This window comes from Eikenella sp. NML070372, from assembly GCF_001648415.1.
GTDB classification, from domain to species: domain Bacteria; phylum Pseudomonadota; class Gammaproteobacteria; order Burkholderiales; family Neisseriaceae; genus Eikenella; species Eikenella exigua.
In genome coordinates, this window is record NZ_LXSN01000010.1 from 66,555 (window position 1) to 86,742 (window position 20,188).

Annotated in this window: 20 protein-coding genes and 1 pseudogene; 17 read left to right on the forward strand and 4 right to left on the reverse strand. The window is 55.3% G+C overall.

Features of this window, described 5'->3' with window-relative positions; all coding sequences use genetic code 11:
- Positions 1 to 244 precede the first annotated feature (244 nt).
- The 3 genes from yajC (at position 245) to secF (ending at position 3,390) form a co-directional block, all read left to right on the forward strand.
- Positions 245 to 547, forward strand: coding sequence for a preprotein translocase subunit YajC (yajC, locus tag A7P97_RS09160; protein WP_067529582.1), 303 nt, complete (start codon positions 245 to 247; stop codon positions 545 to 547).
- Between the two features lie 67 nt (positions 548 to 614).
- On the forward strand, positions 615 to 2,447 hold the full coding sequence (gene secD / locus A7P97_RS09165) for a protein translocase subunit SecD (RefSeq protein ID WP_067529584.1): 1,833 nt from the start codon (positions 615 to 617) through the stop codon (positions 2,445 to 2,447).
- Position 2,448: 1 nt separating this feature from the next.
- The gene (secF, locus tag A7P97_RS09170) at positions 2,449 to 3,390 is read left to right on the forward strand and encodes a protein translocase subunit SecF (protein WP_067596354.1); all 942 of its coding nucleotides are present in this window, start codon (positions 2,449 to 2,451) and stop codon (positions 3,388 to 3,390) included.
- 253 nt (positions 3,391 to 3,643) lie between these two features.
- Here the strand turns inward: secF and A7P97_RS09175 are convergent, their stop codons facing one another.
- Positions 3,644 to 4,009 (reverse strand): diacylglyceryl transferase, encoded by a 366-nt coding sequence (locus A7P97_RS09175; RefSeq protein ID WP_067529587.1) that lies wholly within the window; start codon positions 4,007 to 4,009, stop codon positions 3,644 to 3,646.
- 314 nt (positions 4,010 to 4,323) lie between these two features.
- Between A7P97_RS09175 and A7P97_RS09180 the strand changes: the two genes are divergently transcribed.
- From A7P97_RS09180 to A7P97_RS09195, 4 genes are all read left to right on the forward strand, one after another.
- On the forward strand, positions 4,324 to 4,923 hold the full coding sequence (locus A7P97_RS09180; RefSeq protein ID WP_067529589.1) for a CDP-alcohol phosphatidyltransferase family protein: 600 nt from the start codon (positions 4,324 to 4,326) through the stop codon (positions 4,921 to 4,923).
- 31 nt (positions 4,924 to 4,954) lie between these two features.
- Positions 4,955 to 5,341, forward strand: coding sequence for a hypothetical protein (locus tag A7P97_RS09185; protein ID WP_067529591.1), 387 nt, complete (start codon positions 4,955 to 4,957; stop codon positions 5,339 to 5,341).
- A 64-nt stretch (positions 5,342 to 5,405) separates the two neighbouring features.
- Positions 5,406 to 6,029, forward strand: a complete 624-nt coding sequence (locus A7P97_RS09190) for a DUF2238 domain-containing protein (RefSeq protein WP_067529593.1) — start codon at positions 5,406 to 5,408, stop codon at positions 6,027 to 6,029.
- Between the two features lie 80 nt (positions 6,030 to 6,109).
- Complete coding sequence (locus A7P97_RS09195) at positions 6,110 to 7,852, forward strand: bifunctional alpha/beta hydrolase/class I SAM-dependent methyltransferase (protein WP_067529595.1); 1,743 nt, start codon at positions 6,110 to 6,112, stop codon at positions 7,850 to 7,852.
- Positions 7,853 to 7,900: 48 nt separating this feature from the next.
- Here A7P97_RS09195 and A7P97_RS09200 read toward each other — a convergent pair whose 3' ends face one another.
- Positions 7,901 to 8,269: an adhesin gene (locus A7P97_RS09200; RefSeq protein WP_067529596.1), complete on the reverse strand. Its 369-nt coding sequence runs from the start codon at positions 8,267 to 8,269 to the stop codon at positions 7,901 to 7,903.
- A gap of 256 nt (positions 8,270 to 8,525) precedes the next feature.
- On the opposite strand from A7P97_RS09200, the gene A7P97_RS09205 reads away from it, so the two are divergent.
- The 5 genes from A7P97_RS09205 to A7P97_RS11100 all read left to right on the forward strand — a co-directional run bounded on the left by A7P97_RS09205 (position 8,526) and on the right by A7P97_RS11100 (position 12,458).
- Positions 8,526 to 9,929, forward strand: a complete 1,404-nt coding sequence (locus A7P97_RS09205) for a phosphatase PAP2/dual specificity phosphatase family protein (RefSeq protein ID WP_067529597.1) — start codon at positions 8,526 to 8,528, stop codon at positions 9,927 to 9,929.
- Positions 9,926 to 10,306 carry a hypothetical protein gene (locus A7P97_RS09210; RefSeq protein WP_067529598.1) on the forward strand — a complete coding sequence of 127 codons (381 nt, stop codon included), beginning with the start codon at positions 9,926 to 9,928 and terminating at the stop codon, positions 10,304 to 10,306. Before A7P97_RS09205 ends, A7P97_RS09210 begins: the two co-directional genes overlap by 4 nt.
- Positions 10,307 to 10,319: 13 nt before the next feature.
- Positions 10,320 to 11,006, forward strand: a complete 687-nt coding sequence (locus A7P97_RS09215; protein WP_067529600.1) for a 1-acyl-sn-glycerol-3-phosphate acyltransferase — start codon at positions 10,320 to 10,322, stop codon at positions 11,004 to 11,006.
- Positions 11,003 to 11,992: a phosphatidate cytidylyltransferase gene (locus tag A7P97_RS09220; RefSeq protein ID WP_067529602.1), complete on the forward strand. Its 990-nt coding sequence runs from the start codon at positions 11,003 to 11,005 to the stop codon at positions 11,990 to 11,992. The genes A7P97_RS09215 and A7P97_RS09220 overlap by 4 nt, the downstream gene beginning before the upstream one ends.
- Before the next feature lie 331 nt (positions 11,993 to 12,323).
- On the forward strand, positions 12,324 to 12,458 hold the full coding sequence (locus A7P97_RS11100) for a DUF2798 domain-containing protein (protein WP_369799505.1): 135 nt from the start codon (positions 12,324 to 12,326) through the stop codon (positions 12,456 to 12,458).
- 151 nt (positions 12,459 to 12,609) lie between these two features.
- On the opposite strand, the gene A7P97_RS09230 is transcribed toward A7P97_RS11100, so the two are convergent.
- The gene (locus tag A7P97_RS09230; RefSeq protein WP_067529605.1) at positions 12,610 to 14,241 is read right to left on the reverse strand and encodes a CTP synthase; all 1,632 of its coding nucleotides are present in this window, start codon (positions 14,239 to 14,241) and stop codon (positions 12,610 to 12,612) included.
- A gap of 210 nt (positions 14,242 to 14,451) precedes the next feature.
- Between A7P97_RS09230 and gmk the strand changes: the two genes are divergently transcribed.
- From gmk to A7P97_RS09250, 4 genes are all read left to right on the forward strand, one after another.
- Complete coding sequence (gmk, locus tag A7P97_RS09235) at positions 14,452 to 15,066, forward strand: guanylate kinase (RefSeq protein ID WP_231865698.1); 615 nt, start codon at positions 14,452 to 14,454, stop codon at positions 15,064 to 15,066.
- Between the two features lie 100 nt (positions 15,067 to 15,166).
- Complete coding sequence (gene rpoZ, locus A7P97_RS09240; RefSeq protein WP_067442656.1) at positions 15,167 to 15,373, forward strand: DNA-directed RNA polymerase subunit omega; 207 nt, start codon at positions 15,167 to 15,169, stop codon at positions 15,371 to 15,373.
- A 2-nt stretch (positions 15,374 to 15,375) separates the two neighbouring features.
- A complete protein-coding gene (locus A7P97_RS09245) occupies positions 15,376 to 17,904 on the forward strand; it encodes a bifunctional (p)ppGpp synthetase/guanosine-3',5'-bis(diphosphate) 3'-pyrophosphohydrolase (protein WP_156497509.1) in 2,529 nt (842 codons plus the stop codon).
- 119 nt (positions 17,905 to 18,023) lie between these two features.
- Positions 18,024 to 18,299, forward strand: coding sequence for a DUF3079 domain-containing protein (locus A7P97_RS09250; RefSeq protein ID WP_067442654.1), 276 nt, complete (start codon positions 18,024 to 18,026; stop codon positions 18,297 to 18,299).
- A 240-nt stretch (positions 18,300 to 18,539) separates the two neighbouring features.
- On the opposite strand, the pseudogene A7P97_RS09870 reads toward A7P97_RS09250, so the two are convergent.
- Positions 18,540 to 18,964: pseudogene (locus A7P97_RS09870) on the reverse strand (transposase); the annotation flags it as partial.
- Positions 18,965 to 19,123: 159 nt separating this feature from the next.
- Between A7P97_RS09870 and A7P97_RS09255 the strand changes: the two are divergent.
- Entirely contained in the window at positions 19,124 to 20,062 is a 939-nt protein-coding gene (locus A7P97_RS09255; RefSeq protein WP_067529608.1) for a D-2-hydroxyacid dehydrogenase, read from the forward strand.
- Positions 20,063 to 20,188: the final 126 nt, after the last annotated feature.

The window sequence follows — 20,188 nt, forward strand, 5'->3', positions numbered from 1 at the left end:
ACAGGCTACCTGAAACCCCTATCCGCAATGCCGCAGATTGTTTCAGGTAGCCTGTGTTAATACTGCTGATAGGGATAGGGGTAAAGCCCAACCTGACAAAATTTCAGCCCGCCGTACACCTGCCCACCACAAAATCCTCCAGCCCCATGGCAACCTCGCTTAAATTTCTGTTGCACGGGTTGGAAAAACCCCGCCGCCCGTTTACAATGGCACACTTTCATTTTTCTTTTTGGAGTCTTGCCCCATGTTGCATTTCCCACTCGCCGCCGCGGCCCAGCCCGACCTGATGAGCACCGTGCAGAGTTTCCTCCCGCTGATTTTCCTCTTCGCCATGCTCTACTTCATGATTCTCCGGCCGAAACAGCGTGACGAGAAGCGCCGCCGCGAGATGCTCAGCGAACTGAAAAAAGGCGACAAAGTGATGACCGGCGCCGGCATGCTCGGCAAAGTTTCCAAAATTGGCGAAGAAATCATCGGCCTAGAAGTTGCCCCCGACACCGTGGTCGATTTCCACCGCGACGCCATCATCAAAAAGCTCGACAACTAACCTTTTCCTACGGCGCAGCAGCCGCATTCCGGCCATGCTGCCCGTTTTCCGTTTCTGAAAGCCCGTTATGAACCGTTATCCGCTTTGGAAATACCTGCTGATTGGGCTGGTTATCGTTGTATCCGCCATCTACGCCCTGCCCAACCTCTACGGCGAAACCCCGGCCGTGCAGGTTTCCACCAACCGCCAGTCGATCCACATCGATCAAACCACCGAACAAGCCGTGGAAGAGGCGCTGAAGGCAGCCAACATCCAGCACAACGGCATGTTTATTGCCGACGGCAGCCTGCGCGTGCGCCTGCCCAATGAAGAGTTGCAGAGCAAAGCCCGCGACGTTATCGAGCAGAAATTGGGCGACAACTACATCATCGCCCTCAACCTGATTGCCAACACCCCCGACTGGATGACCAAGCTTGGCGCCAACCCGATGTTCCTCGGTCTCGACCTGCGCGGCGGTGTGCACTTCACCATGCGCGTGGACATGCACGCAGCAGTGGACAAAACCTTCGACCGTATCTCCGGCGATTTCCGCCGCCAGCTGCGCAAAGATAAAATCCGCACCGGCAATATGCGCCGCAGCGGCGATACGCTGATTGTGCCTTTCCAAGATGCAGCTACCCTGCAGGCCGCCCTGCCCAAACTGAAAGAAACTGCTCCGGATGCGGAATTGAGGGCTGACGGCAACAACTTGGTGGTGAGCCTGCCCGAGGCCACCCAAACGCAAATCCGCGATGCCGCCGTGAAGCAGAACATCAACACCCTGCACAACCGCGTGAACGAATTGGGCGTGGCCGAACCGATTATCCAGCAAGCCGGCCCCGACCGCATCGTGGTGCAGCTGCCCGGCGTGCAAGACACCGCCAAAGCCAAAGACATCATCGGCCGCACCGCCACGCTGGAAGTGCGCATGGTGGCCGACGACCCCGCGCTGCTGCAACAGGCGGAAGCCGGCACCGTACCGGCCGGCTATGAATTGCTGCCCACCGCCGAAGGCGGCCAGCTGTTGGTGAGCAAGCAGGTGGAATTCACCGGCGACAACATCAACGATGCCCAAGCCGGCTTCACCCACGACAACCGCCCGTCGGTAAACCTGAAGCTCGATAACGCCGGCACCAGCATCTTCGCCGACCTGACCCGCAACAACGTCGGCCGCCGCACCGCCATGATCCTTATCGACCAGGGCAAAGCCGAAATCGTTACCGCGCCGACCATCAACGAGCCGATTCCCGGCGGCAATGTGCAGATTTCAGGTAGCATGAACGTGGCCGAAGCCAACGACACCGCACTCCTGCTGCGCGCCGGCTCGCTGGCCGCGCCGATGGAAATCATCGAAGAGCGCACCATCGGCCCGTCTATGGGTAAGGAAAACATCCAAAAAGGCTTCCACTCCACGCTGTGGGGCTTCCTGGTTGTGGCTGCCTTTATGGTGGTGTACTACCGCCTGTTCGGCGTTTTCTCCGTGCTGGCACTCACCGCCAACCTGTTGTTCCTGATTGCGATTTTGTCTCTCTTGCAAGCCACGCTCACCCTGCCCGGCATTGCGGCCATTGCGCTCACGCTCGGCATGGCCATCGATTCCAACGTGCTGATCAACGAGCGTATCCGCGAAGAGCTGCGCGACGGCATGAGCCCGCAGCAGGCCATCAGCGAAGGCTACCGCCACGCTTGGGACACCATCGTCGATTCCAACATCACCTCGCTGATTGCCGGTATTGCCCTCTTGGTGTTCGGTTCCGGCGCGGTGCGCGGTTTTGCCGTGGTGCATTGTATTGGCATCCTCACTTCCATGTTCTCATCCGTGGTGGTTTCCCGTACCTTCGTCAACCTATGGTATGGCCGCCGCCGCAAACTGAATAATTTGTCCATCGGCATTACCCTGCCTACCGCCAAGGAGCACTAAGATGGATTTCTTCCACCGTTTGAAACACGATATCCCGTTCATGAGCTACGGCAAAATCACCACCCTGATTTCGCTGATTACGTTCATCGCCGCCGTGGTCTTCCTCGTCACCAAAGGGCTCAACTACTCGGTTGAGTTCACCGGCGGCACCGTTATCGAAGTGCAATACGCCAAAGAAGGCGCCGACCCGAACCAAGTGCGCACCCGCCTGAACGAGCTCAAAATGGGCGAAGCCCAAGTGCAAAACCTGGGCACCAACAAGCAGCTGATGATCCGCCTGCCCAACCGCCAAGACATGACCTCTGCCCAGCTCTCCAACAACGTATTGGAACTGCTGCGCAAAGACCATGCCGATGCCAGCCTGCGCAAGGTTGAATTCATCGGCCCGCAGGTGGGCGAAGAGCTGGTTACCCACGGCCTGTTGGCCTTGGGCATGGTGGTGGTCGGCATCATCATCTACCTCTCCGTGCGCTTCGAATGGCGCTTCGCCGTATCCGCCATCATCGCCAATATGCACGACGTGGTGGTGATTCTCGGCTGCTTTGCCCTGTTTCAATGGGAGTTTTCGCTCACCGTGCTGGCCGGCATCCTGGCCGTTCTCGGCTATTCGGTGAACGAATCGGTGGTGGTGTTCGACCGTATCCGCGAAAATATCCACAAACCCGCCATGCGCGGCAAAACCATCCCGCAGATTATCAATAACGCCATTACCGCCACCATGAGCCGTACCATCATCACCCACGGTTCCACCGAAGCCATGGTGGTATCCATGCTGGTATTCGGCGGTGCCGCCCTGCACGGCTTTGCCATCGCGCTCACTATCGGCATCGTGTTCGGCATCTATTCCTCTGTACTGGTAGCCAGCCCGCTACTCCTCTTCTTTGGCCTCACTCGCGAAAACATCCACAAACCGCAGAAGCAGAGAGAAGAAGCTGTAGTGTAAGCAGCTGCTCATATCCACAACAGGCATCAAAACGGCATAGGCTACCTGAAGCCCCAGTAGATTTCCAGGTAGCCTTTGCTACAAATAGCATCTGGTAGCGACAGCATATGGCTCATCCAAAGCAGCAAACCACTAGAGATACCGCAATAACGCCAACGCAATACTAAAGGCTACCTGAGAATACAACGCAGCGTAGTTTCTGCGAAACTAAAAATTCAGGTAGCCTTTGAAAATGCAGCCAATATCTTGCTGCTTATCTGAATTGCGAAGCCGTTACCGCCTCCTGCACACATTTTGCTTCAGTGCCCAACCAGCCGGCCGCCAAACCACAGCCATTTTGCTCCAGCCAAAAGTAACCGCCGCCGGCCACCACGGCTATCACTAAACGGATACCCAAGTTCGAGCCGAAGGTATCCACCACAAACATCATCAGTGCAGCCCAAGCCCAAACTAAGCCCCACTGCAACGCCCATACTGTATCTGCATTAGGCATCTGCCACTGCATAAACCCGTTTGCTGCAATGGCAATAACGGTAAAGAAAAAGCCTTCCAGCAAAACGCTTGGCTCACGCTCGCCCATCCAAAGACACCAAAATCCCAATATAAACGCCATCAACATTTTTGTTTTCCCTTTCCAGCGGTGTTGCTTCCAAAAGTAATATTTATCGGTTCCCCCAACAATCCGCCATGCAGGCAAACCATCGGATTGAGTTATCTGTTTATTTTACCCTTATATACAAATTCCTGACAATTCCTAAATTCCATTATCCATCGGCTTACAAACCTAGTTGTACCATTGCGTGCAAACACACCAATCCCACTGCCGACACTTGCTGAAAATGCGGCTAAATGCTTCATTTTGATACACAACAAACAGCAATCCTTAACCCATTTCATCTATAATACAACCACCCACCATTGAGACCGCACACCATGAGCATCTACGCCCTTAAACCCAAATTCCAAAACCTGCTGCGCCCGCTGGTGCGGTGGTTGTATCAGAAAGGGGGAACGGCCAATCAGGTAACCGTGTTTGCCTGTGCGATATCGATTGCGCTCGGGCTGCTGCTGGCTTGCTTGGCGTACCTTCCCGCGTTATTTTGGCTTATGCCCGTGTGGCTGTTTCTGCGCATGGCGTTAAACGCGGTGGACGGCATGCTGGCACGCGAGTTTGGCCAACAATCAGCCTTGGGCGGCTACCTGAACGAGATTACCGATGTCGCCGCCGATGCCGCACTGTATCTGCCTTTTGCCTTTATCGCCCCTTTCGGTGGCGTGCAGATTGCCCTGTTTATTTGGCTTGCAGCTATGACAGAATTTTGCGGTGTGCTGGGGCAGGTGCACGGCAACGGGCGGCGTCACGACGGCTCGTTCGGCAAGAGCGACCGTGCGTTCTTTATCGGCGCACTGGCGGTATGGTATGCGGCAGTAGGCAGTTTTCATATCGCTTTCTACGCCCTGATGTGGCTGGCCTGCGCGGCACTGGTTTACACCTGCTATAAGCGCATTATCAACGGATTAAAGGCTACCTGAAAAAACCGATCATGAAAAAAGTATTCAATGCTTGGACTGTGGCTTCCTACTGATTATCGCCATCTACACTTATCGCTTCGCCGGGAAAACCGGTTGGCACAGCAAAGGGCTGTGGTTGGGCGCTGCCATCTGCGTGGGCTTGGTCTTCTTAGATGCCTATTTGGAAGCCGTGCGGGAAAGCGGGCAATACAGCCAATTTGAACGCTGCGTTACCAAAATATGGGTTTGGTTTGCCGTGGCTTTTTTCAGCATCGCCGCACTCACCTTTGCCGGGGCAACCGTTTGGTTGCTGGTGATGGCCGTGCAGTCCATCCCGCGTTCGATTCCGGCCGCCGTGCTGATGTTTATGCTATCCTTCGCACCCGCCTTGTTTGTGATTGTGATGCTGAAACATATTCAAAGGAATTTGGATTATTGATTTTTCAGGTAGCCTCCCAACAAAATTAATATCGGTCAACATTTATCCCCACACATCAACCCCTATGCAAAAATCCTTCCCCATCATCCCCCTCCTGCTTACCATTTTCATTGCCGCACTCATCATCTGGTCGGGCATCAATCCGTCCGACCGTGCCGTTTGGTATGCCGAAATCATCCCCGTGTCCGCTGTATTTATCGCGCTCATTGCCACTTATCGCCACTTCCGTTTCAGCAATCTGGCCTATGTGTTCATGAGCTTCTGGCTGATTATGCACGCCATCGGCGCACACTACACCTTCGCCGACGTGCCCTTCGATTGGGCCAACCGCCTGCTCGCTCCGCTTTTGGGCGAAGGGCGAAATCATTTCGACCGCATCGGCCACTACATCATCGGCTTCTATGCCTACCCGATGGCCGAATGGCTGCTGCGCCGCAAGCTTTGCCGTGTGCCGATTGCCTTGTTCTTTTCCCTGTTCTTCATCATGAGCGTAGCCGCGGCTTACGAAATCATCGAATGGCAGTATGCCGTGATTGACGGCGGCCAGGCCGGCATAGAAGTACTCGGCTCGCAAGGCGATATTTGGGACGCGCAAAAAGACATGCTCTCCGACACGTTGGGCGCGCTCACTTCCTTATTCATTTTCCTGTTTACCCGCCCAGATAAACGTTTGGGCAGCCAATCTTAACTGTTAAAGGCTACCTGAAAACGCATCAAACTGATTTTCAGGTAGCCTCTTTAAAATGTATTTCACCAAGGAGTACACATATGCAGGAACAGCAAAAACACTTCGCCACCCAAGACGGCACCGAACTTTTCTACCGCTACCGCCCCGCCGCCGACAGTTCGGCCGATAAAGCCATCGTCCTGTTCCACCGCGGCCACGAGCATTCCGGCCGGATGATGTTTGTTACCGACGAACTCGGTTTCGACGATTTTGCCTATTTCGCATGGGACGCGCGCGGCCATGGCCACAGCCCAGGCGAACGCGGCGACAGCCCCAGTATCGGCACTTCCGTTGCCGATGTAGACGATTTTATCCGCCACATCCAAAGCGAATACGGCATCAAGCCCGAAAACATCTGCGTGATCGCGCAAAGCGTCGGCGCGGTATTGGTGTCCACTTGGCTGCACGACTACGCGCCGAAAATCCGTTGCGCCGTATTGGCATCGCCCGCATTCAAAGTCAAACTCTACGTCCCTTTTGCCCGCACCGGCCTGAAAATCATGCAGAAATTGCGCGGCAATTTCTTTGTAAACAGCTACGTCAAAGCGCACTACCTGACCCACAACCAAGAACGCCAAACCAGCTACGACAACGATTCGCTGATTACCCGCGCCATTTCCGTGCGCATTCTGCTCGGTTTGTACGAAGCCGCCGAACGCGTCGTCGCCGACGCGCAAGCGATTACCACGCCCGTGCAGCTTTTGATTTCCGGCAGCGACTGGGTGGTTTGGCACAAACCGCAACACGATTTCTACAACCGCTTGGGCAGCCGCATCAAAGAACGCCATATCCTGCCCGGCTTCTATCACGACACATTGGGCGAACAAAACCGCGAAATCGCCTTTGTCGAAATGCGCCGCTTTATCCGCGAACGTTTCGACAATCCACCCCTGACGGTCGATCTGACTCAAGAACACCTGCACGGCGACAGCCGCCGTGAAGCCGACGAGCTGGCCACTCCTTTGCCTGTCTGGTCGCCGCGCGGCGCATTCTGGGCGGCTTACCGCACTTCCCTCGACCTCGGCGCGCGCTGGAGCGAAGGTTTGAAAATCGGCAAGGAAACCGGCTACGACTCCGGCAGCACACTCGATTATGTGTACCGCAACCAGCCGCAGGGCAGCAATGCCTTTGGTGTGGCGGTGGACAAACACTATCTCAACGCCATCGGCTGGCGCGGTATCCGCCAACGCAAAATCAATATCGGCAAAGCGATTCAGACGGCATCCGCCAAGCTGCGCGAAGCGGGCAAACCGGTACACGTTCTCGATATTGCCTCGGGGCACGGCCGTTATGTGCTCGACGCGCTGACTGCCGACACGCTGCCCGACTCCGTGCGCCTGCGCGATTACAGCCCGATTAACGTCGAAGCCGGCCGCAAGCTGATTGCCGAACGCGGCCTGCAAGACATGGTTACCTTCGACGAAGTCAATGCCTACGACCGTGCCAATTATCAGGATTTGCAGCCCCGTCCTACGCTGGGCATCGTCTCCGGCCTGCACGAATTGTTTGCCGACAACGATTTGATTTTGAACTCGCTCTACGGCTTCGGCGATGCGATTGAAACGGGCGGCTACCTGATTTACACCGGACAGCCGTGGCATCCGCAGCTCGAAATGATTGCGCGCGCGCTGACCAGCCACAAAGCGGGCAGCCCCAACTGGGTAATGCGCCGCCGCAGCCAACAGGAAATGGATCAGCTGGTTGAGAAAGCTGGTTTTGAAAAAGTCCGCCAATGGATAGACGAATACGGTATTTTCACCGTGAGCCTGGCGGTGAAAAAATAAAATAAGAAAAGGCCGCCTGAAAATCAGACGGCCTTTTATCGAGAAATCTTAGTTACCGGCATTTACAGGTGAGCAGTTTTTCACCACGAAACGGCCGCCAGGAGCGGTTAAGCCCACCACGTCGGAAGTGGTGTGGGTGTTTTTGTCGATATAACCGGCAGACAGAGAGTAACCGCGACGGTTGCTGAAGGTAGTACCGGTGCTGTCGGACTGTCTTCTGTTATAAGTCAGGTTCACCTGCGTACCGGCGGCATTCACCGCAGCGCTTACCGGCTTGCCTTGGCGGTTGAACTCATACAGCACGTTCAACTGTTTACCGTTATCGCAAGAATAAGAAACCATGCCGGCGGGCGCAGCCACAGCACTCAGGGAAACGGCAGCCAAAGCAGCCGCGGTAACAACAGATAACAATTTCATAATCGTATGACTCCTATTGAGCATCAAGAAATTTTTCAGGTAGCCTCAAGCTGCCTGTTCTGCTCTAAAGCAAATAATCTGCCAAACAGCGGGAGGTATTGTAGTCTTCCGGCAAGAATATTCAACCAATGCAATAATAAAATTATATCATACCTCTAAGTATGACAAATTAACTTAATTTCTGCTGCATTGTTGGCATGCCTTGTATTGAAAGCGGATTTCATCTGATTTACATTGAATATTTACAATCCTCTCCATGAAACCCACCCTGAAAACCTCACTGTTCAAGCTTGTTTTGGTCGGCGTGCTGTTCTACACCAGCTATGGCTTGTCCAACCATTACGCGGCATCGCTAGCCTATGTGCCGGAAATCGCTTTTGCATGGGAACATGGCATTCCGTTTTGGGCGTGGACGATTGTGCCGTATTGGTCGTTGAATCTGATGTACGCAGCAGCATTTTTCCTTTGCCGAGATGCGTATGCACAAAACCGCTACGTCGCACGGCTGGTGGCGGTGCAAATCATTGCCACCACTTGCTTCATGCTGTTTCCGCTGCATTTCAGCTGGCCGAAGCTGCCTACCGACGGGTTGTCGGGTTGGCTGCTTGACTCGTTGGTAGCATTTGATTTGCCGTACAACCAAGCGCCATCGCTGCATATTGCATTGGCGGTGATCGTTGGTGCGTTTTATTCGCGCTTCCCCAAAATCCGGTTGCCGCTTTTGCTGTGGCAAAGCCTGATTGCCTTGTCGGTGCTGACGACTTACCAACACCATTTTATCGACGTGCCAACCGGCGCGCTGCTGGGCTGGCTGGTGTTGTGGGCCATACCGCAACGCGGCGTATCGCCTTTCAAGAGACGAGATTTGTTTGTAGTACAGCCAGCTGAGCAAACAGGCTACCTGAAAACGGCATCTTGCAAAGTAAGGCTGAGTTCCGATAAAGCTAAAACTTCCCCTGAAACACGTTCCCGTGAAATCAAAATCGCCATGCTGTATCTGGCGGGCGCGGTATTGTCGGCTCTGCCCGCTTTATTCGGCGGCGCGTGGTTGTGGACTTTGTGGGTTAGTGTGTCGTTATCGGTGGTCGCTTTCGCCTATCTGACCGGCAACGCGGCGGTGCTCCAAAAACAGGCAGACGGCAAGCTGTCGGCGGCGGCAACGGTTTTGCTGCTGCCTTATCTGGCTGGCGTGCGGTTGAACATGGCGTACTGGCTACGCGGCAAAGCGAAGGCGGCGCGCGTGCGTGATGATGTGTTGATTGGCAGCGTATTAGGGGTTTCAGACGACCTCCCCGCTGTATTGGATGTGTGCGCCGAATATCCCCGCCCTCGTTATCGCGGCGCATACCGCGCTCTGCCATTATTAGATATGGTTGCACCATCTGAAAACGATTTGATGCAGGCGGTTTCGCTACTGGAAGAATTGCGTCGGCAACACGGTAAGGTTCTGACCTGTTGCGCGCTGGGCTACGGACGCAGCGCGGCGGTGGTGCTTACTTGGCTGCTGGGTTACGGCGGCTGTCGGGATTTGGCGCAGGCAACGGCGGAGCTGAAACAGGCTCGCCCGCAGATGGTGTTGCCGCCGGAAACGGCAAAGGCAGTAGAAGCGGCGGCAGGCTACCTGAAAAACTTCTGCGCAGATCAAAAGGAAACCCCATGAACACGACACCAGCAACTGACAGCCTGATTACCACCCACCTACTCGCCACCGCCCGCTATACCGCTGTGTTCAATGCCTTGCTGCTGGCTTTATCGGCACAACAGGGCAGTGCGTGGTCAGCGGTGCAGCTTGTCTTGGCTGCGGCGCTGTTGTACTACCACACCCGCATCGAATTCGACCGCCGCGTATTCCAAGATTTTGCCAACGGCCGCTACACGCCCGAAGCCCTCGACCAAGCCTTGCGGCAAACCGGCTTGCGCCGCATTTCAGACGACCCCTCCATGCCACAGCGTGTATCGGGCGCACTCGCCTTGTGGCGCAAAAGTTTGTATCTAACCGCTGCACAATCAGCAATTTTCCTGATCCAACTTCTCTAATGCCATTGATGCCATGAAAAATTTCATTAAAAAACAACTTGCCTGGCTCACCGACCAAGCATTGTGCCTGTCGGTATCCTTCCTCACCGGCGTCCAACCCAAAAGCTCGCGTGAATTGGCGTTCAACCCACACCAGAAAGTGTATTACGCCAATCACGGCAGCCACGGCGATTTCTTGTTGGTGTGGATTTCCCTGCCGCGCCGCTGGCGGCTTTCGACGCGCCCCATTGCCGGCTCGGATTACTGGCTGACCAACAAACTCAAACGCTTCATCATCCAAAACGTCTTCAACGCGCTCTTGATTCCGCGCCACAGCGACAATCCGCAGTTGATTACCGAGCAGATGAACCACGCGCTTCAAGCGGGCAATTCGCTGATTATCTTCCCAGAAGGCACACGCAATACGGACGAAAACAAAATCTTGCTCCCATTCAAATCAGGTATTTACCATCTGGCCAAAAGCAAACCGGATACCGAATTTGTGCCGGTATGGATAGACAACATCAACCGCGTCCTGCCCAAAGGCAAAGTGCTGCCCGTGCCGCTGTTGTGCGAAGTCCACATCGGCGAACCGCTGACCCTACGCGAAGATGAAGACAAAGAAGCCTTCCTCGCCCGCAGCCGTGAAGCCCTGCTGGCTTTGAAACCGTCTGAAAACGAGTGTAACGAGTTTCGCCAAAACAAAGGAGAAACATCATGAGCTTTGCCAACACATCCAGCCAAATCATTACCGAACAAACCGCCGCCCATCTCACCCCGCAGGCAGGCTATATCTTTGCCGGCGTATTTGTCGTATTGATTTTTGCCAGCGTCATCGGGCAGTGGCTCAAACGCAAAAACGGCGTGGGCAATGCCACCATCGCCAACCTCAACGCCCGTATCTACGCCTGGTGGCTGATGACACTGGTGCTGCTGGCCGCCTTCTGGTTCGGTAAAGCCGGTACGGCGGTGTTGTTTTTCCTGATTTCGTTTGCCGCCCTGCGCGAATTCATGACTCTCGTTTATCGCCGCCGCAGCGATTATTACAGCATGGTAACCTGCTTCTACCTGCTGCTGCCGGTGCAATATTATTTTGTTTATGACGGCTGGTACGGCATGTTCAGCATTTTCATCCCCGTGTACGGCTTTTTGGTGTTGCCGATTATCGCCAGCCTGAGCGGCCAAACCGCCCATTTCCTCGAACGCGCCGCCAAAACACAATGGATGGCGATGATCTGCATCTTCTGCCTCTCCCACGTGCCCGCCCTGATGTTCCTCAACTTAGACGGCTTCGATAGCAGCAGCAATATCCTGTTGCTGATTTTCCTGATCGGCGTGGTACAGGCTTCAGACGTGTTGCAATACGTTTGGGGCAAGCTGGTGGGCGGTGCCAAAATCATGCCCTCGCTTTCTCCGTCTAAAACCATATCCGGCACGGTGGGCGGCATTTTGTCTGCCACCGCGCTTGCCGCATTGATGTCGCCGATTACCCCGTTTAGCCACGGCCAGGCTGCCGCCATCGGGTTCACTATCTGCCTAATGGGTTTCTTCGGTGGGCTGGTGATGTCGGCCATCAAGCGCGACTACGGCGTCAAAGACTGGGGCAATATGATACGCGGCCACGGCGGTATGCTCGACCGTGTGGATTCCATCTGCTTTGCCGCGCCGGTGTTCTTCCATATTGTGCGATATTACTGGAACGGCTGAGGAAAAGGCTACCTGAAACCCCATGCTGAATTTTCAGATAGGCTCTCTTATCCATAGAGCAGACTTCTGAAGCCACATGGTTAGACTGTCTCCGTGGTTTTGTCGGATACGGGTACCAGCCTACGGCTGCTTTTCGAAAAGCCAATCCAGCATAGTGTGGATAGTGAATTCAAGTATTGTTTAAAGCACGTTAATTTACACGAGACAAAATACAAAGCCTTACCAATTGTTTGTTATCATATTTCTTATCAAACAAAAAAAGCAATTTAGCATACTTACATTGAATAAAAAGTGGGAACACTATGTGATTACAGCCATTGTGGTTTTGTTTATGTCAGGCTTTATGTCTTTTGCCATGAACGCCTTTTTTAACGGAATAGGCACAAGCTTTGGGCAACGTTGGTTCGTATCGTGGTCTGTGACCTATACTCTGGCCGTTCCCGCGGCTTTTCTTATCCCCGAGTAGCGGTGAAGTTTGCGTTTAGTCTGATTAAGTTTGAAAAATAACCACCAGCTGATTTAGACTCAGGCTACCTGAAAACATAAACAATATATGGGAATAACTAAAGGCTACCTGAAACGTTCCAGTAGTTTTTCTCCAAGTGCGCAACCCATGCTTACTCTTTATGCTGCAAGGCGGCTTTCACAAACGAAGTGAACAGCGGATGCCCTTTGCGCGGAGTGGAAGTGAATTCGGGGTGGAACTGGCTGGCGAAGAACCAAGGGTGCGCGCCCTGCGGCAACTCGATGGTCTCCACCAAACGTTCACGCCCGCCGGATACGCCGCTGATGACCAGCCCGGCCTTTTCCAGCGCCAGTACGAAATGGTTGTTTACTTCATAGCGGTGGCGGTGGCGTTCTTTGATACTGGTGCTGCCGTAGATGGCGGCGGCCAGGCTGCCGGCGGTGAGCTCCACTTCCTGCGCGCCCAAGCGCATGGTACCGCCCAAATCGGCGTGTTCATCGCGTTTTTCCACGGCGCCATCGGCGGTTTGCCATTCATCAATCAGCGCCACCACGGGATAGGGCGTTTTCAAATCAAATTCGGTGGAGTTGGCCCCTTCCATGCCGGCCATGTGGCGGGCAAACTCGATGAGTGCAATCTGCATACCGAGGCAGATACCCAAATAGGGCACTTTGTTTTCGCGGGCATAGCGGGCGGCGGCGATTTTGCCTTCCACGCCACGCACGCCGAAGCCGCCGGGCACAAGGATGGCATCGAAATTTTTCAGGCAGTCCGTGCCTTCGGTTTCGATGTTTTCGCTGTCGATATAGGTGATGCATACCTTGGTTTCGGTGTGGATGCCGGCGTGTTTTAGGGCTTCGCTGAGCGATTTGTAGGATTCGGTCAGATCCACATATTTGCCCACCATGGCGATGTGTACGGTGTGCTTCGGATGCTCGATGGCATGCACGATTTTGCGCCATTCGGTTAGGTCGGCCTGCTGGATATTGAGCTGGAGCTGCTCGCAGATGGCATCGTCGATGCCCTGGCCGTGCAGCATTTCGGGGATTTTGTAGATGCTGTCGGCATCGTAGCAGCCGATTACGGCACGCTCTTCCACGTTGCAGAACAAGGCGATTTTGCGCCGCTCTTCTTCGGGCAGCGGCCTGTCCATGCGGCAAATGAGCACGTCGGGCTGGATGCCGATTTCGCGCAATTCTTTCACCGAATGCTGAGTGGGCTTGGTTTTGATTTCGCCGGCAGCGGCGATGTAGGGAACGTAGCTTAAGTGTACAAACAGCGTGTTAGCGCGGCCGAGCTGGCTGCGCATCTGGCGGATGGCTTCCAAAAACGGCAGCGATTCGATGTCGCCCACCGTGCCGCCGATTTCCACGATGGCCACGTCTTTATTGGCCGCACCTTCGTGGATGCGGCGTTTGATTTCGTCGGTGATATGCGGAATCACCTGCACCGTACCGCCCAAGTAGTCGCCGCGCCGCTCTTTGGCAATCACGTTTTCATACACCTGCCCGGCGCTGAAGCTGTTGGCGCGGGTGAGCTTGGCGTCGATGAAACGTTCGTAGTGACCGAGGTCGAGGTCGGTTTCCGCGCCGTCTTCGGTCACGAACACCTCGCCGTGCTGGAAAGGGCTCATCGTGCCGGGATCCACGTTGATATACGGGTCCAGCTTGAGCATGGTTACATTCAGCCCGCGCGATTCGAGAATGGCGGCAATAGAAGCGGCGGCGATACCTTTCCCTAAGGAAGATACCACGCCGCCGGTTACGAAAATAAATTTGGTCATAATGCAATGCCCGATTTGGAAAGTGTAATTTTACCCCGTTTCTCGCAAAAGCAAAAGCGCGGGGATTTTCGGTTTTCAGGTAGCCTTTACTCGGGCAGGCTACCTGAAAACCGCACACCAACAAAGTGCAAAGCCTGATCCGCCGCCCTTTCAAAGCCCTGAATGCTATGCGATAATACGCCCGAATTTCAACTAAAAAATTTCCGCACCATGCAAGGCAATATTTTCGTTATTTCCGCCGCCTCCGGCACAGGCAAAACCACGCTGATCGCCCGGCTGCTGCAGCACCATTCCGACATCCGCGTGTCCGTTTCCCACACCACCCGCGCCCCGCGCCGCGGCGAGGAAAACGGCAAACACTACCACTTCGTCAGCGTACCCGAATTCGAGCGCATGATAGAAGAAGGCCGATTCGTGGAGTACGCCAAAGTGTACGGCAACTACTACGGCACCAGCACCCAAAGCCTGGAAAGCCTCACCCGCCAAGGCACCGACGTTATCCTCGAAATCGACACCCAAGGCGCGGAGCAAATCCGCCGCCAGCTGCCGCAGGCCTACAGCATCTTCATCGCCCCGCCCTCCTTAGGCACTTTGGAACAGCGCCTGCGCCAGCGCGCCGCCGATGCCCCGCAGGTGATTGCTGTGCGGCTGGCCGAAGCGCGCAACGAAATCGAACAGGCACGCCTGTTCGACTACCTAGTGATCAACGACGACCTCACTGCCGCCGAAGCTGCCCTGCTGCACATTATCAAATCCCAGCGTTTTCATTTGGAAAACCAAACGCCCTTCCTCACCAAACTGCTTGGCGGTAGCGAAAACGCCTGAGCCAATTCCGAATTAATCTTTTCAGGCAGCTTCACCCTGCCAATAGGCCGCCTGAAAACATTTACCCCATTTAATTCACAACATATTTAAGGAACACATCATGGCACGTATTACTGTAGAAGATTGCATCAGCCGTATCCCCAACCACTTCAACCTCACCCTGGCCGCCGCCTACCGCGCCCGCCAGCTGGCCAACGGCTCCATGCCGCTGGTGGACGACATCCGCAACAACAAACCAACTGTAACCGCCCTGCGCGAAATCGCTGCCGGCCAAATCGGCGAAGAAATTCTTTCCCGCAGCAAGTAACCATGATTGCCCCCAGCGCCGATTATGCCGCCCCCGTTGCTGCCTGGCGTGAACACCTGTTTGCCCAAACAGGCTACCTGAAAAAAATGGAACGCTGGGCCTTGCTCGAAGCCGCCTGCGTTTACATTTACGACACCGCCGCCAAGCAGGGGCAGCCCGAGCGGCTCGAACGCGCCTTCCGCCTCACCGCCGCACTGGCCGAAGAAAAACAGCGCGTGCACGCCCTGTGCGCGGTGCTGGTACAAATTGCCATGGAAGACCTCGGCACACAGGCCGACCCTGCCTTTTTGCAGCCCGCATTCGGCGAAGTGTGCATCGAAATCATCGCCCACATCCACACCAGCCCAGAAGCCGGCCAAGAAGCCCAGCTCACCCAGTGCCGCCGGCAAATCAACGAGGTTTACCACCTCATCATCGAACGCAGCCGCCAATCCCTACTGCACGCCGCAGGCTACCTGAAAACCGAAGAACAAAGCCTGCTCAACCGCGCCTGCGATTTCGGCATCCGCGCCCACCAAAACCAATTCCGCAATAGTGGCGTGCCCTACATTACCCACCCTATGGCCGTGACTCAACAGCTGGCCGAATGGCACATCGATGCCCAAGGCCTGTGCGCTGGTGTGCTGCACGACGTGCTCGAAGACACTGGTACGAGCAAAGAAGAGCTTGCCGCCGAATTCGGCCAAGCCATCGCCGACATGGTGGACGGCCTTTCCAAGCTGGAAAAGCTCGAATACGACAGCCAGGCCGAGCATCAGGCCGAGAGCTTCCGCAAGCTCATCATGGCGATGACCAAAGACATCCGTGTCATCATCATCAAACTCTCCGACCGTCTGCACAATATGCGCACGCTCGATGCCAAAAAGCCCGACAGCCGCCGCCGCATCGCCCATGAAACGCTGGAAATCTACGCCCAGCTCGCCAACCGCATAGGCCTCAACCAAGCCTACCGCGAACTGCAAGATCTCTCCTTCAAATATCTGCTGCCCAACCGCTACGCCGTGCTCGAACGCGCCCGCCAAGCCAGCCGTCGCAACCGCCGCGACGTGGTGGGCAAAGTATTGAGCGCCTTCAGCCAGCGGCTGGTAAGTGCCAATATCGAAGCCAAAATCCGTGGCCGTGAAAAAAACCTCTACAGCATCTACAAGAAAATGCAGGACAAAAAACTGCATTTTTCCGAAGTGATGGATATTTACGGTTTCCGCGTCATCGTAAACAACATCCCCGCCTGCTACGCTGCCCTCGGCGCGCTGCACAGCCTCTATAAACCCAAGCCTGGCCATATCAAAGACTACATCGCCATCCCCAAGGCCAATGGTTACCAAAGCCTGCATACCACCCTGGTCGGCCCATTCGGCCTGCCCATCGAAGTGCAAATTCGAACCCGCGATATGGACAAAGTGGCCGAAGAAGGCGTGGCCAGCCACCTGCTCTACAAGAATCCCGAAACCGACCCTGCCGCCCAACGTACCCACCAATGGTTGCAAAATATTCTCGACTTCCAAGCCCAAGGCGACAGCGCCATCGAATTCCTTGAACACGTTAAAGTGGATTTGTTCCCGCGTGAAGTGTATGTGTTTACCCCAAAGGGCAAAATCCTCGTGCTGCCTGAAGGCGCTACAACCGTGGATTTCGCCTATGCCGTGCACACCGACATCGGCCACCGCTGCATTGCCGCCCGCGTCAACAACAACATGGTTTCCCTGCGCACCCGCCTGCGCACTGGCGACAGCGTGGAAATCATCACTTCCAACACCGCCCGTCCCAATCCGGCCTGGCTCAACTTCGTGATTTCCGGCCGCGCCCGCAGCGCCATCCGCAACAAACTCAAAAACATCGACCGCGGCGATGCCGTGCGCTTGGGCGAACAGCTGCTGCAACGCGCCCTCACCGCCTTGCTGCCCCAAGAGCTCCTACTCTCCGAAGATCTCAAGCAAAGCTATCTCGACGATCTCAGCCGCAAAAACACCAGCTTCGAAGACATCCTCTACGACGTGGGCATGGGCAGGCTCGCCCCCGTATCCGTAGCCATGCACATTGCCGAAATCGCCGGCCGCCAGCCCGAAAACAACGGCGTGAAAATCGCCCCTATCAGCGTGGGCAGCAGCGACAGCGGCCGTGTCCAACTTGCTTCCTGCTGCCACCCCATCCCCGGCGACAGTATCAAAGCCCTGCTCGTGAGAGACCACGGCCTCATCATCCACCGCGATACCTGCCCCAATACCCTCAAAGCCCCACCCGAGCAGCAGCTGGATGCCAACTGGGAAGGCATCGAGCAAAAGAAAACCTACCACACCAGCATCACCGTATCCGCCAAACGCGCCCACGGCCTGCTCGCCGCCATGGCACAAGCCGTATCCGGGCATGGTGCCGACATCGAATCGGTCGATACCCTCAGCTCCGCGCAGGAAAACAACGAAGGCTTCATCGAATTCAGCTTCCGCCTCCAAGTATCCAACCTCGGACAGCTCAAGCAAATCATCCATTCCCTGCATACCATTTCGCAGGTACGCAAAGTGCAGCGCCAATGAAAGTGGGATTTTTATTATTGTAGCTGAGGCAAAGCAAGCTAATGCAGTAGCAGCTATAAGAATCCTCTCCTTAGCCCGCACCGCCGTGTTTTAAACCATATCAATAAAAGACACACATCATGGCCAAAAAATTCCCCATTTCCCCCAAACACCCCGAACGCATCTGCTGGGGTTGTGACAAATACTGCCGCACCGAAGATCTGCAATGCGGCAATGGCTGCGAACGTATCCAACATCCCATTGAAACCGACGGCCCCAAATGGTATAAAAGCGGCGACTGGAGCAACCTGTTCAGCGATGAGCAGCAAATCGAACTCGGCTTCAAAGCCGCACCTACTCCCGCCCCTAAAACTACGTCCAAACCCCATATCAAACTGCCCCTCAAACAGCATTAGCCCACACTGTCTTTCAGGTAGCCTTTTGAGAGAGGCTTAAAGGCTGCCTGAAAATCCACACACCGGCCAGCATGAGCACACTAGCACAGCTGCAATCTAAAGTTTCAGGTAGCCTTTTCTCCATCAATCTATCCAGCCAGCAAAAATGCCGCCGGGCTTTCCGGCAGCATTTCCAATACAACTGCAATCGGGCTTATTCGCCTGATTTAGCGTCTTCAATATCTTCAACAATGTCTTTGTGTTGAGCTTACATAAATGACGTTTGGCCCGGTTCTAGAAATTCTCAATCCGTTAATGTGGTTTTGCCTGCCTGCAAAATGAGTGCGGTAATTAATGTGCAAGCGGCTAAACTCGCTGACATCCAATACATTGGGGATACTGTGGCAATCGGTATAAGCTACGCTGTCCGGCCTTATCTGCTCCCAGATAATCGGCAGCAGGGTAGTCGCTAATATTGGCTACGGTAACGGTGTAAACCTTGCCGTTACGCTTTAACAGCCCGAATACCACAACTTTGCCGGCTGCTCCGCGACTGCGTTTGCCTTTGCGGCCGCCTTCCAAATAACTTTCATCTGCTTCTACTTCGCCATCAAATAATTCCAAGTGCTCGCAACTATGAAAAAAAAAAGCAAACTCAAACGGTGAAAGTAGTAGGCAGCAGTGGTTCCATGAAGCTAAAACCGGCAGGCCGCCGAAAATCCAATGCAGGCTACCTGAAAGCAGGCGGCGCCGATTTTCAGGTAGCCTTCCCGCCCACCCCTAGTTTCGCGCTATACTCGCTGCAGGCCATATCGTCTTCATATCCCTGTTCCAAGGAGCCATTCATGCACATCGTTTTCCTCGACCGCGACACCCTCCCCGCCCGTCCGCTCTCTTTCAACTTCCCCCACTCCCTGCACGAATTTCCTGCCACCACGCCCGAGCAAACCAACGCCCACCTCGGCGGTGCGCAAATCGCCATCACCAACAAAGTTGCCATCCGCGCCGAACACCTCGCTGCCAACCCCCAGCTCAAACTCATCGCTGTGGCCGCCACCGGCTACGACCACATCGATCTGGCCGCTGCCAAAGCCGCCGGCGTTACCGTATGCAACGTGCGCAACTACAGCAGCGAAAGCGTGGCCCAACACGCCTTCATGATGCTGCTCGCCCTTATCCGCCACTTGCCCACCTGTATGCGCGACATCGCCGCCGGTGCCTGGCAGCAAGCCCCCCAATTCGTCCATTTCAACGCCCCCATGCACGACCTCGGCGGCAAAACCCTCGCCATCTTCGGCCGCGGCAACATCGGCCGCACCCTCGCCAGTTACGCACAAGCCTTCGGCATGAAAGTCATCTGGGGCGAACACAAACATGCAGCCGCCGTGCGCGAAGGCTACACCCCGTTTCAGGTAGCCTTGCAACAGGCCGATGCCGTTTCCCTGCATTGCCCGCTCAACGAGCATACCCGCCACATGATCGGCGAGGCCGAGCTGCACCTGATGAAACCCACCGCCATCCTCATCAACACCGGCCGCGGCGGCCTTGCCGACGAACAAGCCGTATCCGCCGCCCTGCAACAAGGCCGGCTCGGCGGCGCCGGTTTCGACGTGCTCAGCCAAGAGCCGCCGCGCCAAGGCAACCCCTTGCTCGCCCCGTTGCCCAACCTCATTGTTACCCCGCATATCGCCTGGACCAGCCAGGAGGCCCTGCTCAATATGACCGAAATCCTCGAAGCCAACATCACTGCCTTCGCCGAAGGCAGGCCGCAAAACGCGTTGTAGCCCGGCCGGGCAAGATAAAGGCTACCTGAAATTTTCAGGTAGCCTCTACCCTCCAAGCTACTCCGTATCCGCTCCCCATAAAAAACAGAGCCGCCGTTCCTGGCAGCCCTGTTGGGTTGGCGTTTG

Excerpts from the sequence above, each read along its gene's own strand:
- yajC (WP_067529582.1), top strand. The coding sequence starts at position 245 with ATGTTGCATTTCCCACTCGCCGCCGCGGCCCAGCCCGACCTGATGAGC.
- secD (WP_067529584.1), top strand. The coding sequence starts at position 615 with ATGAACCGTTATCCGCTTTGGAAATACCTGCTGATTGGGCTGGTTATC.
- secF (WP_067596354.1), top strand. The coding sequence starts at position 2,449 with ATGGATTTCTTCCACCGTTTGAAACACGATATCCCGTTCATGAGCTAC.
- A7P97_RS09175 (WP_067529587.1), bottom strand. The coding sequence starts at position 4,009 with ATGTTGATGGCGTTTATATTGGGATTTTGGTGTCTTTGGATGGGCGAG.
- A7P97_RS09180 (WP_067529589.1), top strand. The coding sequence starts at position 4,324 with ATGAGCATCTACGCCCTTAAACCCAAATTCCAAAACCTGCTGCGCCCG.
- A7P97_RS09190 (WP_067529593.1), top strand. The coding sequence starts at position 5,406 with ATGCAAAAATCCTTCCCCATCATCCCCCTCCTGCTTACCATTTTCATT.
- A7P97_RS09195 (WP_067529595.1), top strand. The coding sequence starts at position 6,110 with ATGCAGGAACAGCAAAAACACTTCGCCACCCAAGACGGCACCGAACTT.
- A7P97_RS09200 (WP_067529596.1), bottom strand. The coding sequence starts at position 8,269 with ATGAAATTGTTATCTGTTGTTACCGCGGCTGCTTTGGCTGCCGTTTCC.
- A7P97_RS09205 (WP_067529597.1), top strand. The coding sequence starts at position 8,526 with ATGAAACCCACCCTGAAAACCTCACTGTTCAAGCTTGTTTTGGTCGGC.
- A7P97_RS09210 (WP_067529598.1), top strand. The coding sequence starts at position 9,926 with ATGAACACGACACCAGCAACTGACAGCCTGATTACCACCCACCTACTC.
- A7P97_RS09215 (WP_067529600.1), top strand. The coding sequence starts at position 10,320 with ATGAAAAATTTCATTAAAAAACAACTTGCCTGGCTCACCGACCAAGCA.
- A7P97_RS09220 (WP_067529602.1), top strand. The coding sequence starts at position 11,003 with ATGAGCTTTGCCAACACATCCAGCCAAATCATTACCGAACAAACCGCC.
- A7P97_RS11100 (WP_369799505.1), top strand. The coding sequence starts at position 12,324 with ATGTCAGGCTTTATGTCTTTTGCCATGAACGCCTTTTTTAACGGAATA.
- A7P97_RS09230 (WP_067529605.1), bottom strand. The coding sequence starts at position 14,241 with ATGACCAAATTTATTTTCGTAACCGGCGGCGTGGTATCTTCCTTAGGG.
- gmk (WP_231865698.1), top strand. The coding sequence starts at position 14,452 with ATGCAAGGCAATATTTTCGTTATTTCCGCCGCCTCCGGCACAGGCAAA.
- rpoZ (WP_067442656.1), top strand. The coding sequence starts at position 15,167 with ATGGCACGTATTACTGTAGAAGATTGCATCAGCCGTATCCCCAACCAC.
- A7P97_RS09245 (WP_156497509.1), top strand. The coding sequence starts at position 15,376 with ATGATTGCCCCCAGCGCCGATTATGCCGCCCCCGTTGCTGCCTGGCGT.
- A7P97_RS09250 (WP_067442654.1), top strand. The coding sequence starts at position 18,024 with ATGGCCAAAAAATTCCCCATTTCCCCCAAACACCCCGAACGCATCTGC.
- A7P97_RS09255 (WP_067529608.1), top strand. The coding sequence starts at position 19,124 with ATGCACATCGTTTTCCTCGACCGCGACACCCTCCCCGCCCGTCCGCTC.